At 73.8% G+C, this 15,635-nt stretch carries 10 protein-coding genes; 4 read left to right on the top strand and 6 right to left on the bottom strand.

Going from position 1 to position 15,635, the window contains the following annotated elements; genetic code table 11:
* Positions 1-10: 10 nt before the first annotated feature.
* Together ACZ6TV_RS06360 and gltB are read right to left on the bottom strand one after the other, a co-directional pair.
* Complete coding sequence (locus tag ACZ6TV_RS06360) at positions 11-1,486, bottom strand: glutamate synthase subunit beta (protein WP_465295987.1); 1,476 nt, start codon at positions 1,484-1,486, stop codon at positions 11-13.
* Positions 1,479-6,020, bottom strand: coding sequence for a glutamate synthase large subunit (gltB, locus tag ACZ6TV_RS06355; protein WP_465295985.1), 4,542 nt, complete (start codon positions 6,018-6,020; stop codon positions 1,479-1,481). Before gltB ends, ACZ6TV_RS06360 begins: the two co-directional genes overlap by 8 nt.
* Before the next feature lie 479 nt (positions 6,021-6,499).
* On the opposite strand from gltB, the gene ACZ6TV_RS06350 reads away from it, so the two are divergent.
* The 3 genes from ACZ6TV_RS06350 (at position 6,500) to ACZ6TV_RS06340 (ending at position 9,642) form a co-directional block, all read left to right on the top strand.
* Positions 6,500-7,762, top strand: coding sequence for a L,D-transpeptidase (locus ACZ6TV_RS06350; protein ID WP_465295983.1), 1,263 nt, complete (start codon positions 6,500-6,502; stop codon positions 7,760-7,762).
* 94 nt (positions 7,763-7,856) lie between these two features.
* The gene (locus tag ACZ6TV_RS06345) at positions 7,857-8,651 is read left to right on the top strand and encodes a CPBP family intramembrane glutamic endopeptidase (RefSeq protein WP_465295981.1); all 795 of its coding nucleotides are present in this window, start codon (positions 7,857-7,859) and stop codon (positions 8,649-8,651) included.
* 79 nt (positions 8,652-8,730) lie between these two features.
* Positions 8,731-9,642, top strand: a complete 912-nt coding sequence (locus ACZ6TV_RS06340) for a hypothetical protein (protein WP_465295979.1) — start codon at positions 8,731-8,733, stop codon at positions 9,640-9,642.
* An 11-nt stretch (positions 9,643-9,653) separates the two neighbouring features.
* Here ACZ6TV_RS06340 and ACZ6TV_RS06335 read toward each other — a convergent pair whose 3' ends face one another.
* Positions 9,654-10,961 carry a hypothetical protein gene (locus ACZ6TV_RS06335; RefSeq protein ID WP_465295977.1) on the bottom strand — a complete coding sequence of 436 codons (1,308 nt, stop codon included), beginning with the start codon at positions 10,959-10,961 and terminating at the stop codon, positions 9,654-9,656.
* A gap of 144 nt (positions 10,962-11,105) precedes the next feature.
* Here ACZ6TV_RS06335 and ACZ6TV_RS06330 point away from each other — a divergent pair, with 144 nt between their 5' ends.
* Positions 11,106-11,438: a PadR family transcriptional regulator gene (locus tag ACZ6TV_RS06330; protein ID WP_465295975.1), complete on the top strand. Its 333-nt coding sequence runs from the start codon at positions 11,106-11,108 to the stop codon at positions 11,436-11,438.
* 128 nt (positions 11,439-11,566) lie between these two features.
* On the opposite strand, the gene ACZ6TV_RS06325 is transcribed toward ACZ6TV_RS06330, so the two are convergent.
* Genes ACZ6TV_RS06325 through cydD form a run of 3 tightly spaced genes read right to left on the bottom strand, consistent with a single transcriptional unit; the run spans position 11,567 to position 15,618 of the window.
* Entirely contained in the window at positions 11,567-12,274 is a 708-nt protein-coding gene (locus tag ACZ6TV_RS06325; protein WP_465295973.1) for a permease prefix domain 1-containing protein, read from the bottom strand.
* 33 nt (positions 12,275-12,307) lie between these two features.
* Positions 12,308-13,999, bottom strand: coding sequence for a thiol reductant ABC exporter subunit CydC (gene cydC, locus ACZ6TV_RS06320; protein ID WP_465295971.1), 1,692 nt, complete (start codon positions 13,997-13,999; stop codon positions 12,308-12,310).
* Positions 13,996-15,618 (bottom strand): thiol reductant ABC exporter subunit CydD, encoded by a 1,623-nt coding sequence (gene cydD / locus ACZ6TV_RS06315; protein ID WP_465296134.1) that lies wholly within the window; start codon positions 15,616-15,618, stop codon positions 13,996-13,998. The genes cydC and cydD overlap by 4 nt, the downstream gene beginning before the upstream one ends.
* Positions 15,619-15,635: the final 17 nt, after the last annotated feature.

The following is a 15,635-nucleotide window of genomic DNA, read 5'->3' as shown; positions in this document are numbered from 1 at the left end:
AACAAATGGGTCAGGCGGTGAGCGCCACGGCGCTGGGCTCGACCGGGGACGGCAGGGTGCCGTCGCCGCCGAGGTACGCGTGGATCGACGCCGCCGCCGATCGACCCTCGGCGATCGCCCAGACGATGAGCGACGCGCCGCGGTGCATGTCGCCGGCCACGAAGACGCCCGGCGCGGAGGTCTGCCAGTCGGCGCCGGTGTCGACGCCGCCGCGGCGGTTGCGGGACAGTCCGAGGTTCGTCAGCAGCGGGCCCGGCTCGGTGCCCTCGAAGCCGATCGCGAGCAGCACCAGGTCCGCCGGGTACAGCCGCTCGGTGCCGGGGACCTCGGTGACGACCCGGCGTCCGTCCACTCTGGACACCTGCACCTCGGCGATGCGGACGCCGGTGAGGTCGCCGTCGTCGGTGCCCTCGAAGGCGGTGACGGCGACGGCGAACGCGCGGTCGCCGCCCTCCTCGTGGGCCGGGTAGTTGCGCAGGATCCACGGCCACGTCGGCCACGGGTCGCGCGCCTCGTCGCGCTCGGCGGGCGGCACCGGGTACTGGTCGAGCTGCAGCACGGACGCGGCGCCCTGCCGGTGCGCGACGCCGAGGCAGTCCGCCGCCGTGTCGCCGCCGCCGATGATCACCACGTTCTTGCCGTGGGCGGAGATGGACGCGGCCGGCACCCGCCCGGCCACCACCCGGTTCGCCTCGACGAGGTGCTCCATCGCCAGGTGTACCCCGGCCAGCGTGCGCCCCGGCGTCGACGGTGTGTCGCGGGCCTGCAGCGCGCCGCACGCGAGCAGCAGCGCGTCGTGCCGGGCGCGCAGGTCCTCGACGGAGACCGTGACGCCGACGTTGACGCCGGTCTCGAACCGGACGCCCTCGCCGCGCAGCTGGTCCAGCCGCAGGTCGATGTGGCCCTTCTCCAGCTTGAAGTCGGGAATCCCGTACCGCAGCAGGCCGCCGAGGGCGTCGTCGCGCTCGTACACCACGACGTCGTGACCTGCGCGGGCCAGCTGCTGCGCGGCGGCGAGCCCGGCCGGGCCGGAGCCGACCACGCCGACGCTCTTGCCGGAGCGGTCCGGGGCGGGCCGGGCGGTGATCCGCCCGGCGGCCACGGCCCGGTTGATGATCTCGACCTCGACCTGCTTGATCGTGACGGGCTGGCCGCCGGCGATCGACAGGACGCACGCGGCCTCGCACGGCGCGGGGCACAGCCGCCCGGTGAACTCCGGGAAGTTGTTGGTCGCGTGCAGGGCCTCGATCGCGAAGTCCCAGTTGCCGGTGCGGACGAGGTCGTTCCAGTCGGGGATGCGGTTGCCCAGGGGGCAGCCGTCGTGACAGAACGGGATGCCGCAGTCCATGCAGCGGCTCGCCTGCTCGGTGATCAGCCCGTCGTTCGCGGACGGGTACACCTCGCGCCAGTCCTGCAGCCGGACCGGGACTGGACGCCGGGCCGGCAGCTGCCGCTCGAAGCGCAGGAAACCATTCGGGTCAGGCACGCGCCACCTCCATGACCGCCGCGTCGACGTCGCGCCCGGCTGCCTCGGCGGCTCGCATGACCTCCTTGACCCGCCGGTAGTCGCGGGGCACGACCTCGGTGAACTCCAGGACGGACGCGTCCCAGTCCTCCAGGATGCGCGCGGCCACCGCGGAGCCGGTCTCGGCGAGGTGCGTCTCGACCAGCGCGCGCAGCTCCGCCGGCGTGGACACCGGCTCCAGGTCGACGAGCTCGGCGTTGACCAGCGAGTGGTCGAGCTTCCACACGTACGCGACGCCACCGGACATGCCCGCGGCGAAGTTGCGCCCGGTGGGGCCGAGGACGACGACGGCGCCGCCGGTCATGTACTCGCAGCCGTGGTCACCGACGCCCTCGACGACGGCGGACGCGCCGGAGTTGCGCACCGCGAAGCGCTCGCCGGCCTTGCCGCGCATGAGCAGCACGCCGCCGGTCGCGCCGTACAGGGCCGTGTTGCCGCCGATGATCTGGTCCTCGGCGACGAACGGGGCGGCCGGGTCGGGGTGCACGATGAGCCGCCCGCCGGACAGGCCCTTGCCGACGTAGTCGTTGGCGTCGCCGACGAGCCGGAGGGTGACGCCGTGGGGGACCCAGGCGCCGAACGACTGACCGGCGGTGCCGCGCAACGTAACGTCCACGGTGTCGTCGGGCAGGCCGGCGCCGCCGACCCGGCGGACGATCTCGCCGCCGAGCATCGCACCGACGGAGCGGTGCTCGTTGCGGACGGCGATCTCCAGCTTGATCGTGTTGCCCTCGTCGAGGGCGGGCGTGACGGCGGCGATGAGCTGGTTGTCCAGCGCCCGCTCGAGGCGGTGGTCCTGCTTCGTGGACTGGCGTCGCGCGGCGTCGTCGGCAAGGGGAGGCACGTGCAGCAGCGGCGTCAGGTCGAGCCCGCCGGCCTTCCAGTGCTCCACGGCCGACCGCACGTCGAGCAGCTCGGTGTGCCCGATCATCTCGTCCAGGGTGCGGAAGCCCAGCTCGGCCAGGTAGCCGCGGACCTCCTCGGCGAGGAACCAGAAGAAGTTCTCGACGAACTCGGGCTTGCCGGTGAACTTCTTGCGCAGCGCGGGGTTCTGCGTGGCGATGCCGACGGGGCAGGTGTCGAGGTGGCAGACCCGCATCATGATGCAGCCGGACACGATGAGCGGCGAGGTCGCGAAGCCGAACTCCTCGGCGCCGAGCAGCGCCGCGATGATGACGTCACGGCCGGTCTTGAGCTGCCCGTCGACCTGGACGCTGACCCGGTCGCGCAGCCCCGACAGCAGCAGCGTCTGCTGGGTCTCGGCGAGGCCGAGCTCCCACGGCGTGCCGGCGTGCTTGAGCGAGTTGAGCGGCGACGCGCCGGTGCCGCCGTCGTGGCCGGAGATGAGGATGACGTCGGCCTTGGTCTTGGCCACGCCGGCGGCGACGGTGCCGACGCCGATCTCGGAGACCAGCTTCACGTGGATGCGGGCCGCCGGGTTGACGTTCTTCAGGTCGAAGACCAGCTGGGCGAGGTCCTCGATGGAGTAGATGTCGTGGTGCGGCGGCGGCGAGATCAGCCCGACGCCCGGGGTGGCGTGCCGGGTCTTGGCGATCCAGGGCCACACCTTGTTGCCCGGCAGCTGGCCGCCCTCGCCGGGCTTCGCGCCCTGGGCCATCTTGATCTGCAGGTCGTCGGCGTTGACCAGGTATTCGGTGGTCACCCCGAAGCGACCGCTGGCGACCTGCTTGATGGCGGAGCGGCGGCGCGGGTCGTGCAGCCGCTCCGGGTCCTCGCCGCCCTCGCCCGTGTTGGACCGGCCGCCGATGTTGTTCATCGCGATGGCGAGGGTCTCGTGCGCCTCCATGGAGATGGAGCCGTAGGACATGGCACCGGTCGCGAAGCGCTTGACGATCTCGGTGGCCGGCTCGACCTCGTCGATCGGCACGGCGGGGCGGACCCCGGAGCGGATCTCGAAGAGGCCGCGCAGCGACCCGGCCTGCCCGGCGAGCTCGTCGACCTTCGCCGTGTACCGCTGGAAGACGTCGAACTGCTTCGAGCGGGTCGCGTGCTGGAGCAGGAAGACCGTCTCGGGGTTGAACAGGTGCAGCTCGCCCTCGCGGCGCCACTGGTACTCGCCGCCGACCTCGAGCCGGCGGTGCGCCCGCTCGGCGTCGTTGGCCGGGTAGGCCCGCGCGTGCCGGGCGGCGATCTCGGCGTGGATCTCGGCCAGGCCGATGCCGCCGATCTTGCTGGGCGTGCCGGTGAAGTACCGCTCGACCAGGCGCGGGTCGAGACCGACGGCCTCGAACACCTGGGCGCCGCAGTAGGAGCTGACGGTCGAGATGCCCATCTTCGACATGATCTTCAGGACGCCCTTGCCGAGCGCCTTGACGTAGTTGTAGACGGCCTTCTCCGGGGAGACGCCGGGCAGCGCGCCGGTGGCGATGAGGTCCTCGGCGCTCTCGAAGGCGAGGTACGGGTTGACCGCGGACGCGCCGAACCCGGACAGCAGCGCCACGTGGTGCACCTCGCGGCAGTCGCCGGACTCGACGACGAGCGAGACCTGGGTGCGGGTCTGCTCACGCACGAGGTGCTGGTGCACGGCGGCGGTGAGCAGCAGCGACGGGATCGGCGCCAGGTCGGCGGTCGAGTCGCGGTCGGACAGGACGAGCACGCGCACACCGTCCTCGATCGCCTCGGACACGCCGCGCATGATCTCGACCAGGCGGCGCTTGAGACCGGTGGCGCCGTCGCGGATCGGGTACAGGCCGGAGACCCGGACGGCCTTGAAGCCGGGCAGGTCGCCGTCGTCGTCGATGTGCAGCAGCTTCGCCAGGTCGTCGTTGTCGATGACCGGATACGGCAGGGCGATCTGTCGGCAGGACGCCGGGCCGGGGCGCAGCAGGTTGCCCTCGGGGCCGATGGTGGCCGCGACGCTGGTGACGATCTCCTCACGGATCGCGTCCAGCGGCGGGTTGGTCACCTGCGCGAAGAGCTGGGTGAAGTAGTCGTACATGAGCCGCGGCCTGGTCGAGAGCACGGCGACGGGCGTGTCGGTGCCCATCGAGCCGAGCGGCTCGGCGCCGGCCTTCGCCATCGGCCCGATGAGGATCTTCAGCTCCTCCTCGGTGTAGCCGAAGGTCTGCTGGCGGCGCTGCACGGAGTCGTGCGTGTAGACGACGTGCTCCCGCTCGGGCAGCTGGTCGAGGTCCATGAGGCCGGCGTGCAGCCAGTCGCCGTAGGGCTCGGCCTGCGCCAGCTCGCCCTTGATCTCGTCGTCGGTCTTGATGCGGCCGGCGGCGGTGTCGACCAGCAGCATCTTGCCGGGTGCCGAGCGGCCCTTCGCCACGATGGTCGCCGGGTCGAGCTCGAGCACGCCCGCCTCGCTGGCGAGGACGACGAGGCCGTCGGCGGTCTGCCACCAGCGGCCGGGGCGCAGCCCGTTGCGGTCCAGGACCGCGCCGACGACGGTGCCGTCGGTGAAGGCGACGCTCGCCGGGCCGTCCCACGGCTCCATCAGGCAGGCGTGGAAGCGGTAGAACGCCTTGCGCGCCGCGTCCATGCGCGGGTCGTTCTCCCACGCCTCGGGGATCATCATGAGCACCGCGTGCGGCAGGCTGCGGCCCGCCAGGTGCAGCAGCTCCAGGACCTCGTCGAAGTTGGCGGAGTCCGACGCCTCGGGCGTGCAGATCGGGAAGAGCCGGCGGATGTTGCCGGGCAGGTTCTCCGTGGCCAGCAGCGCCTCGCGGGCCGCCATCCAGTTGCGGTTGCCCCGGATCGTGTTGATCTCGCCGTTGTGCGCGATCAGCCGGTACGGGTGCGAGAGCTCCCACGACGGGAACGTGTTCGTCGAGAAGCGGGAGTGGACCAGCGCGATCGCGGACGTGACGCGCTCGTCGGACAGGTCGGGGAAGAACGACACGACCTGGTCGGGGGTGAGCATGCCCTTGTACGTGATGGTGCGCGAGGACAGCGACGGCAGGTAGAGCTGGATGCCGCGCTCGCGGGTCTCCCGCTCGGCCTGCTTGCGCACGCAGTAGACGACCCGGTCCAGGTCGAGGCCGGACAGCACGGTGCCGGGCGCGCCGAGCTTCTCCGCGCCGATGAAGACCTGCTTGATGCGCGGCATCGCGACGAGCGCGGTCGCGCCGAGGTCGGTGGGGTCGGTCGGCACGTCGCGCCAGCCGATGACGTGGGCGCCCTCGACCAGCGCGTACTTCTCCAGGACGCGCATCGCGCGCTGGGCGGCCTCGTCGTCGACGGGCAGGAACGCCAGGCCGGTCGCATAGGACCCGGCGGGCGGCAGCTCGAGCCCGGCGGTCTCGCGGAGGAACTCGTCCGGGATCTGGATCATGATGCCGGCCCCGTCGCCGGTGTTGGGCTCGGCCCCGCGGGCGCCCCGGTGGTCCATGTGCTGCAGCGCGGACAGGCCCTTGTGGACGACATCGTGGGACCGGCGGCCGTGGATGTCGGCGACGAACGCGACCCCGCAGGCGTCGTGCTCAAAAGCAGGGTCGTAAAGGCCCTGCGGCTGCGGTCCCCGGTAACCCATCGGGCCTCCTGACGTCATCGAGTGCGAGTCGGGACAACGTCGGCCCAGAAAACAGCTTACGGAACAGTCTTGCCAGTGTACGCGAAGATTCCGGCGCGTTCCTCATGTGCCGCTGCCGGACCGGTGACGAGCCACTGCCGTATGTTGCCGACCAACGTACCGTCTGGACCACTGCCCGACCTACACCATGAAGTCGTGACAAATCCCACGAGCCTGCAGGTCGGAGGGGTGCAGTGATCATCTCGCGGCACCGTTACCGAATCGGGACGCAACCTCGCACAGTCTGGAACACGTCCAAGGAGCGGATGGCTCGCGCGATCCGTTACTTCCTACGATGATGCACGGCAAGATCGCCCGCCGCCAGTTCGACCACGAGCCCGACGAGAATCTGGTTCACATGTTGAACCGGGTGGCACAAACCCGGGATACACCGGCGTTGTAACCGGTGCATGCTCTAGCCCAACGAAGGAGGTGTGGACATGGGAGTCTCCGCACGCGCACTGGCCACGATCGCCGCCCTGACCGGCCTGATCGCCCTCTCTGCTTGCAGCGCTGACGACAAACCCAAATGGAGTGACAGCGGCAGTGCCGGCGGCCCCTCGGCTTCCGCGTCCGCCGCACAGCAGCCGACCGCGACCCTGACGGCGCCCGCCGACGGCGCGACCGGCGTTTCCACCGCCACCGAGCTCGCCCTGCAGGCGGCCCCCGGCGCCAACGCCGCGGTCACGCTGACGGACGCGTCCGGTGCCGCGGTCAACGGTGGTCTGCGCTCCGACGGCTCGACCTGGATTCCCGCAACCCAGCTCAAATACAATACGCAGTACACCGCGACCGTGACCTCCGCCGGGGACAGCACCGGCAAGAAGGTCACGTTCACGACCATGGCGAAGCCCGGCAAGACGGTCAACGTGTCGACCGCCCTGTCCGACAACAAGGTCTACGGCGTGGCCATGCCGGTCGTCGTCCGCTTCGGCTCCAGCGTCCCCACGGACCTGCGGGCGAGCGTCGAGAAGCGGCTGCTGGTCACCAGCACCCCGCCGCAGATCGGCACCTGGTACTGGTTCAACGGCGGCGAGGTGCACTTCCGCCCGAAGGAGTACTGGCAGACCGGCACGAAGGTCAGCGTCCGCCTGGCCACCGGCGGTCTCCAGCTGACGAAGACCGGCTGGGGCACCAAGGACGTCACGACCAACTTCACCGTCGGTGACAAGATCATCATGACCACCGACGACAAGACCCACCAGATGACGGTCGAGAAGAACGGCGAGGTCATCAAGACCATCCCGGTCAGCCTCGGCAAGGCGAAGACCCCGAGCTCCAGCGGCGCCATGGTCATCATGGACAAGCAGCAGTCGGAGCTGTTCGTGTCGACCGACCCGTCGGACCCCTACCGCGAGACGGTCTACCTGACGCAGCGCACGACCAGCGGCGGCGAGTACATCCACGCGGCCCCGTGGTCCGAGGGCGACCAGGGCAAGCGCAACGTCTCGCACGGCTGCACGAACGTCTCGCAGAAGAACGCGAAGTACCTGTTCGACCTGACGAAGATCGGCGACGTCCACATCGTCAAGGGGACCCCGAGGAAGCTGGCCTGGGGCAACGGCTGGACCGACTGGGACAAGTCCTGGGACGAGTACGTCAAGGGCAGCGCCCTCCCGCCGCCGGTGGACGCCGGTGCCGGCGCGGACCCGAGCGCGAGCGCCGCGCCCGGCGCGTCGGCCAGCGCCAGCCCGGCCGCGTAGGCGGGCCCGGGAGCAGCACGGGAGCAACGGCAGGGGCCGCTGTCAGCGATCCACCGCACCGGTGGGCTGACAGCGGCCCCTTCGCTGTCCCATCATGACTGCCGTGCTCGACTGGATCGACCCGACGTTCCACGCCACCGAGGTGATCCTCACGGCGCTGGTCCTGGTCGTGCTGACCGCCACTGTCCTGCGGTCGTCGCCGGAGGCGACGAAGGCCCGGATCGCTGCCCGCGGTCTCGTCCCCGCGTTCCGGCGCTCGGCGGCGACGAACACCCTGACGGCCCTGATCGCCCTGGAGGCGGTCCACCTCGGCGCCGGCCTGGACCTCACCGACCTCGGCCTGCGGCCCATCACCGTCGGCGACGTCCTCGTCGCGCTGCTGCTCCCGGCCGCGGCCGCCGGCACCGCCGCCCTCCTCGCCGTCCGCGCCGCGGACACGGGTCCCGCCGCCGACGGGGACGGAGATGGGGACGAGGACGGGGACGGAGATGAGGACGACGGCGGGACGAGCGCGGACGATCCGCTGGCGTACCTCCGGCCGAGGACCCCCGCGGAGCGGCGGTGGGCGGTCGTCGCCGCGGTCGCCGCCGGTGCCGGCGAGGAGATCGTGTTCCGTGGCCTGCTCATCGCCGCCGGCGTCGGGATCCTCGGCCTTCCCCCGTGGGCGGCGGCCGTCCTCGCCGCGGTCCTGTTCGGCGCCGGCCACCGGTACCAGGGCGTCAGGGGCGTCATCGTGACGACGGGCGCCGCGACCGTCTTCACCGTCCTGTACGCGCTGACCGGCAACCTGCTGCTGCCGATCGTCCTGCACGTCACCGTCGACCTCGTCTCGCTGCTCCTGGTCCCCGCCCTCCTGGGCCGGGGACGGCGGACGGAGCCGGCGACCTAGCGCGACGCGGGCGTGACGGGACGTCGATGTCGGGATTCGGCTATCGCGCACGGATCGACGCACCGCTACCGTCTCGCGCATGGCTCTCGTCCGTCGCACGAACGTGCTCGGCCCCAACTCCAGCCGCGTCGTCGCGGCCGCCTCCGTGACTCCCGCCGCCCCCGCCGACGCCCCCGCGATCGGCAGGGCCCACGTCCCCACCCAGCCCGCCCCGGCGCAGTCACCACCGTTCCGGCCCGGCGCCTCCGCCCGGTCCGCGACCGAGGCCCCGGAGCAAGCCTCGGAGCAGGCCCAAGAGCAGTTCGCAGGGCAGGTCGCCGGGCAGCAGGCACCCGGGCAGGCCGCCGCCGCGGCGGCGGGCGACGAGGTCGGGATCGCGATCGCGTCGGCCGGGCCGGTGGGGCCGACGCCCGGCGGGGAGGCCGCCGCCGTCCCGCCGCAGCCCGCCTCGGTGCTGTCGCTGGTGTCGGCGTTCCTCCTGGTCGCCGCCGGCGGCGCCGGGTCGTGGGCGCTGTGGCACTTCAACGTCAACGCGCAGGCGATCCACCTGCCGGACGCGACGACGTTCTTCGCGGTGCTGTTCGCCTTCGCGACGGCCGTCGAGCGGATCCTGGAGCCGTTCGCCCGGTTCCTGCCCGGCAAGCACGCCCGCGGCGAGCTGGAGGCCGCGGTGGCGAATCTCGCCAACAAGTATCACGACGCGACCCTCGACGACCTGATCCAGGTCGCGCACGCCAAGTCGATGCTGGAGAAGGGCCGGGCGAGCCGCGGTCTCGTCTCCTGGGGCATCGCGACCGCGGTGGCGACCGTCGCGTCGTCGGCGGGCGGCCTGTATCTGCTGCACTCGATCGCCGGCGAGACCTGGGACGGCATCCCGGTGTGGGTCGACGCGATCGTCACCGGCATCGTCGTCGGCAGCGGCACGAAGCCGCTACACGACGTGATCAGCAAGGTGCAGAAGAACAAGGAGAAGTCCGAGGACACCCCCTGAGGCAGCGCGCCTTAGAGGACCAGCAGCCCGTCGGTCTGCGCGCTGTGCGCCATGGCCGACAGGGCCGCCGGCGCCTCCAGGAACGGCAGGTAGGGCAGGTCGTAGGGGTGCATCCGCAGCACCTGGGTCGCGTGGTGGCCGGGCACGACCCCGGCCGGGTAGGCGCGGGCGCACCGCCGGTCGACGAGCCCCTGCCTGGTCGCGAAGCCGGCGACGGCCTCCCACTCGTCCAGGTGCGCGACCGTCGGCAGCGGCATGCCCGGCGGCTCGGCGAACACGTCGACGGACGCGAAGGGTTCGCTGCCCGCCAGCCACCACGACAGCGCCCGCACCGCGGAGCGCAGCGGGTGCTCGCACCAGTAGGGCACCAGCCCGGCCCGCAGCACGTGCCACGCGTCCAGGAGCCGGCCGCACTCGACGACGAGCCGCCCGCCGGTGCGTTCACCGGCCCGCAGCCAGGTGCGGTACAGGTCGGCGACCGCGCCGCTGAGCACGTCCGGGTGGCGGTACAGGACCTGCCGGACGGGGTGGCCGTGCGCCGAGGCGTACCGGCGGAGGTCCTCGACGAGCCCGCGGTCGACGGCCCGCTCGCCGTCGCTGTCCACGCGCGGGGCCCGTCCGCGCAGCGACCGGTCGTCGCGGTAGTCGCCGGGGCCCAGGCCGCTGGCGCGGCTGCCGAGCTGGAAGGAGTAGCCGTCCTCGCCGGGTGACGTCTGCCAGCGGCTGACGTCCCGCACGACGACGACGGGGGCCTCGGGGTGCAGGCGTTCGGCGATGAAGGCGCGGTAGGCCGCCGGCAGCCGGCGCCACCGGACGACGGCGTACGCGGCCGCCGCGCCGGACCAGCCGCGCCACACCGGGTCGTACACCTGCCGGACGCCGACGTCGGGGTTGTCGGCGAGGATGTCGCGGGCGAACCGCTCACCGTCGTCGGCGGGGCGTTCGCCGGCCGCGACCTCGGGGGTCGGCACCTCGAACGCGACCGGCAGCCACGGCACGCCGAGCGCCATCGCCAGGTGGACGGCGGCGCCGTGCGGCGAGCCGACGACGAGCCCGCGGTAGCGGCCCTCGGGAAGCTGCCCGACGAGCCATCCGGCGATGTCCGCGGCGTCGAGCTCGCGGCGCGCGTGCCGGCCCGCACCGTCGGGGCGGCCGACCCGGCCGGCCCGGTCCATCGTCCACTGTGGAGCGGTGACGGCGGGGCGGGCGACGCCGCTGCGGTAGGCGAGGGCCCGGCCGGAGGCGATGGCCAGGGTGGTGCCCAGCCCGTTCGGCCACAGCGCCTCGACGTCCTGCGTGGCCTCGACCCGCCGCCTCATACCACTCCCTTGATGTCCGGGCCCCGGCCACCGGTCACCCCTCCGCGCTCTTCCCTGGGCCACGATCCGTAAACCACCCCCCGCAGATGTGCTGGCAGGGGGCCTGATGGCGCCACGGGCGCCGAACCCGTAGACTCGCTACACATGAAGGCGGACGCGCTGCGCGGGCATCTCGACGCACTCCTGCTCGCGGTGCTGGACGGCGAGCCCCGCCACGGTTACGCGATCATCGAGGCCCTGCAGGAGCGCAGCGGCGGCTCGCTGACGCTGCCGACGGGCACGGTCTATCCGGCGCTGCGCCGGCTGGAGCGGGCCGGTTATGTGGAGAGCGCGTGGTCGACGGTCGGCGGCCGGGAGCGCCGCACCTACCGGTTGACCGCCGCCGGCCGGAAGGTGCTCGCGGACGAGCGGTCGGCCTGGCAGGAGTTCACCGCCACCATCGGCGCGGTCCTGCTCCCCCCGCCCGCGACCGCCTGACCCCACCCCGGGCGAGGCCTCCGACGCGACGGCCTCCTGCGCGACGGTCTTTTCCGGGCGGCACCCACAGCGAGCGGCGCCCTGCGCGACGGCCTTTCAGGGTGGTGCCCGGAGCGGGCGACGGCTTCCTAGGCGACGGCCGCGGCGGGTGTACGGGTGGACGACACGCACCTGACGGCGAGGCAACCGGCGTAGCCGAAAGCGGCGACGTTGACGGCCATGCCGATGAGCACGGGCGGCCAGGTCGCGGCGGCGGGCCACTGGCGCAGGCTCAGCGCGAAGACGGTCGCGCCGAGCAGCGCGTGCATCCCGAGGAACGCGATGGTCGCCTGGCCGACGAGCCGCGCGTACCGCAGGCCGTCGCCCAGGAACCGGCTGCCCCACCCGAACCCGACGATCGCGAGCCCGGCGGCCGCGGCGGCGAGGAACGCCGTGTACTGGAAATGGTCGACGAGCACCCAGTAGACGTGACTGGCCCGCGCGTCGGTGCCCTCGCTCCTGGCCCAGGACGTGTCCCACCACATGAGCGGCTCGAGCAGCGTCATGACGGGCAGGACGAGCGCGATCCACGTCGCGGTGCGGCGGCCCTGCAGCGTGGCGAGCTCCGCCTGGTAGCCGGGGACGACCTGCGGGTGCGTGCCGAAGTCGGCGACGGCGAGGCGCTGCGCGGCGACCGGGTCGTGCCCGGCGTCCTCATACGCCTCGGCGGCGTCCAGCAGGCTGTCGCGCGCCTCGGTGACCATCTCGTGCCGGTGCCGGCGCGGCCCCCGCAGCGCGGCGGCGAGCCCGTCGACATAGACGTCGATCGGGCCGGAACCCTGTGAGACCCCGTCCACCCGTCAAGGTTCCCACATCGCCGCCCCGGGCCGTCACCCGCTGTTCGTCCGGCCTTCGGCGACCCGCACGACCCGGTCGAAGCGGCCGAGCTCCGCCGCGCGGTGCGTCACGACGACGACGGTCCGCCCGCCGGCCGCCCGCAGCGCGGTGTCGAGCACGGCGTCGGCCGCGGCGGCGTCGAGGCCTTCGGTCGGCTCGTCCAGCAGCAGGACGGGCGGCGCCGCGACCAGCGCCCGGGCGAGCAGCAGCCGCTGCCGCTGGCCGCCGGAGAGCTTCCCGCCGTCCTCGCCGACGAGCTCGTCGAGCCGGTCGCCGTACTCGGCCAGCCCGGCGTCGGCGAGCGCCCGCCGCAGCGTCGCGTCCCCGCCGCCGATCTCCCTGCCGAGCAGGAGGTTGTCGCGGACGGTCGCGTGGAACACGTGCGCGTCGGCGAACACTCCCCCGGCCACCCGCCACGCCTCGGCCCCGGCGGGCAGCCCTTCGACGGCGCCGGCGGCGAGCGGCACCCGCCCGGCGATCGCCGCGAGCAGCGTCGACTTGCCGGACCCGCTGGCCCCGACGACCGCGACCCGGCTCCCCGCCGGCAACGCGAGGTCGACGTCGGCGAGCGCCGGCGGCAGCCCGTCCCCGTACCGCACGGTGACCCCGCGCAGCACCAGGTCGACCGGCCCCGTCAGCGGCCCGGTGTCCGGCTCCCCCGCGCCCCCGGTACTCGGCACGGCGGCGAGCGGCTCCGCGGTGCGCGGGCCACCGGTGCGCGGGGCGGCGGTGGCGATGAGGGCGCGGACCCGGCGCAGGCCACCGCGGAGCTCGGCGTGCCGGACGGCGGCGGCCGCGAGCGGCACCACCACCTCGCCGACGGTGAGCGCGACGAGCGCCAGCACCGCGGCGGAGCCCTGGTCGGCGATGACCCCGATCCAAACCGCGACGGCGGCCGGGACCAGCGCCGCCACCCCACCGGCGACCGCGGCGACGGTCGAGGACCGGGCCTCCAGCGCGGCGAGCCGGCGGGCCCGGGTGTCGGCGTCGGCGAGGGCGGCGGGGAGGGCACCGTACGCGGCGAGCTCCGCCACCCCGTGCACCACGTCGACGGTCGCGGTCGTCAGGTCCCCGCGCGCGGCGGCGATCCCGTCGGCACGCGAGACGGTGAGCCGGTGCCCGGCGAGAGGCAGCAGCACACCGGCGACGAGCAACCCGGCCAGCAGCGCCAGGCCGGCCCGCGGGTCGGCGGCCGCGACACCGCAGACCGCGGTGAGGCCGACCACGGCGGCGACCGCCGCGGGCAGCGCGCTGCGCAGGACCGCGTCCTGCACCCCGTCGACGTCGGACACGACCCGGCTCAGCACGTCCCCGGACCCGACCCGCGCGGCGGGCCGCGCGCCGTCCGGGTCGCCGGGGACGGCGAGGGCACCGAAGGCCCTGGCCCGCAGGTCGGCGAGGACCCGCAGGACGGCGTCGTGGCCGGCGAGGCGTTCGGCGTACCGGAGACCCCCCTTGACCAGGGCGAACCCCCGCACCGCCGCGATCGCCACCGACAGCGCCGCGAGGGGTGGCTGGTCGGCGGCGCGGACGATCATCCAGGTGGCGGTGCCGACGAGGCCGACCCCCGCGGCCTCGGTCAGCACGCCGAGGAGCCCGGCGAAGGCCAGCCGCACCAGCGCGCCGGGCGTGAACAGGCGGACCCGAACGGCGGCGGTCGTGGCGGTGGTCATGGCGGCGGTCATGCCGGCACCACGTCGGTCAGGCGCGGCGTGGCGACGCCGCCGCTGATCTCGACGACCCTGGTGGCGATCGACAGCAGGGCCGGCCGGTGGGCGACCAGCAGGGCGGTGCGGCCGGCGGCGAGCCGGGCGGCGGCGGCGACCACGGCGGCCTCGCTGTCCGGGTCGAGCCGGGCGGTCGGCTCGTCGAGCAGCAGCAGGTCCGCGGTGCCGCGGCGCAGGAACGCCCGGGCCATCGCGAGGCGCTGCAGCTGCCCGCTGGACAGCCCGTGCCGCGTGAGGTCGGTGTCGTACCCCTGCGGCAGCGCCCGGATGAACGCGTCGGCGTCGGCGGCCACGGCGGCGTCGACGACGAGCGGCTCGGGGGTCTGCGGCGCGCCGAGGCGGATGTTGGCGGTGACGGTGCCGGCGAACAGGTGCGGCCGCTGCGGCATCCAGGCGAGACGGGCCCGCCACGCGGCCAGGTCGAGACCGGCGAGGTCCGCGCCGTCCACGAGCACGCGGCCGCCGGTCGGCGTGACGAAGCCGAGGACCAGGGCGAGGAGCGTGGACTTGCCGCCGCCGCTCGGGCCGACGAGGGCGACCCGGTCGCCGGGCGCCACGTCGAGGGTCAGGTCGCGCAGTGCCAGCACGTCGCCGTAGCGCACCTCGACCCGGTCGAAGACGAGCGACGCGAAGCGCGCGTCGGGCAGGCGGGGCGCTGTCAGTACCGTGGCGGCGGGCGAGGCGTCGAGCACCTTGAAGATCTCCGCCGACGCCGCGAGGCCCTCCTGGCTGGCGTGGAACTTGGTGCCGAGCGCGCGCAGCGGCAGATACGCCTCCGGGGCGAGCAGCAGCACGACCAGCGCGGCGGTCAGGGTCATCCGGCCGTCGAGCAGCCGCAGGCCGACGGGGACCGCGACGAGCGCCACGGACACGGTCGCGACGAGCTCCAGGACCAGCGCGGACAGGAACGCGAGGCGCAGCGTCCGCATGGTGGCGACCCGGTAGGCGTCGGCCATCGCCCGGACCCGGCGGACCTGGGACCGTTCGGCGCCGAACGTGCGCAGCGTGGGCAGGCCGGTGACGGTGTCGAGGAAGTGCCCGCCGAGGCGCTGCAGCAGGTGCCACTGGTGCTTGGTGCGGGCGCCGGTCTGCCGGCCGACGAGCACGCCGAAGACGGGGATCAGCGGCAGCGTGACGCCGACGACGACCGCGGACCTGAGGTCGGTCCAGGCGAGCCAGGCGAGCGCGCCGAGCGGGACGGTGACGGCGAGGAACACCTGCGGCAGGTAGCTCGCGAGATACCCGTCGAGCCCGTCGACGCCGCGCCCGGCGAGGGTGGCGAGCTCCCCGGCGCGCTGCTCGCCGAGCCGGCCCGGGCCGCGGGCGGTGGCGGCGCCGAGCAGCTCGGCCCGCAGGTGCGCCTTGACCCGTGCGGTGGCCCGCCCGGCGACCGCGCCGGCGACGGCGCCGTGCAGGCCGCGCAGCACCACGAACGCCAGGCACGCCGCCGCCGCCGTCATGGAGAAGCGGGTCAGCAGATACGCGAGGCTGACGGCCTGGCCGACGATCAGGACCGCGGCCAGAACGGCCGAGCCGGCCAGCACCATCGCGTAGCGCCTGACCGGCCCGAGCCGCATCAGTCTTCTGTCCAACG

The organism is Dactylosporangium sp. NPDC051087 (assembly GCF_055586325.1).
The sequence above is the reverse complement of the archived record's forward strand: the minus strand, read 5'-3'. Positions and strand labels throughout refer to the sequence as shown.

Excerpts from the sequence above, each read along its gene's own strand:
- ACZ6TV_RS06335 (WP_465295977.1), bottom strand. The coding sequence starts at position 10,961 with ATGAGGCGGCGGGTCGAGGCCACGCAGGACGTCGAGGCGCTGTGGCCG.
- ACZ6TV_RS06345 (WP_465295981.1), top strand. The coding sequence starts at position 7,857 with ATGACTGCCGTGCTCGACTGGATCGACCCGACGTTCCACGCCACCGAG.
- cydD (WP_465296134.1), bottom strand. The coding sequence starts at position 15,618 with ATGCGGCTCGGGCCGGTCAGGCGCTACGCGATGGTGCTGGCCGGCTCG.
- ACZ6TV_RS06330 (WP_465295975.1), top strand. The coding sequence starts at position 11,106 with ATGAAGGCGGACGCGCTGCGCGGGCATCTCGACGCACTCCTGCTCGCG.
- cydC (WP_465295971.1), bottom strand. The coding sequence starts at position 13,999 with ATGACCGCCGCCATGACCACCGCCACGACCGCCGCCGTTCGGGTCCGC.
- ACZ6TV_RS06350 (WP_465295983.1), top strand. The coding sequence starts at position 6,500 with ATGGGAGTCTCCGCACGCGCACTGGCCACGATCGCCGCCCTGACCGGC.
- gltB (WP_465295985.1), bottom strand. The coding sequence starts at position 6,020 with ATGGGTTACCGGGGACCGCAGCCGCAGGGCCTTTACGACCCTGCTTTT.
- ACZ6TV_RS06340 (WP_465295979.1), top strand. The coding sequence starts at position 8,731 with ATGGCTCTCGTCCGTCGCACGAACGTGCTCGGCCCCAACTCCAGCCGC.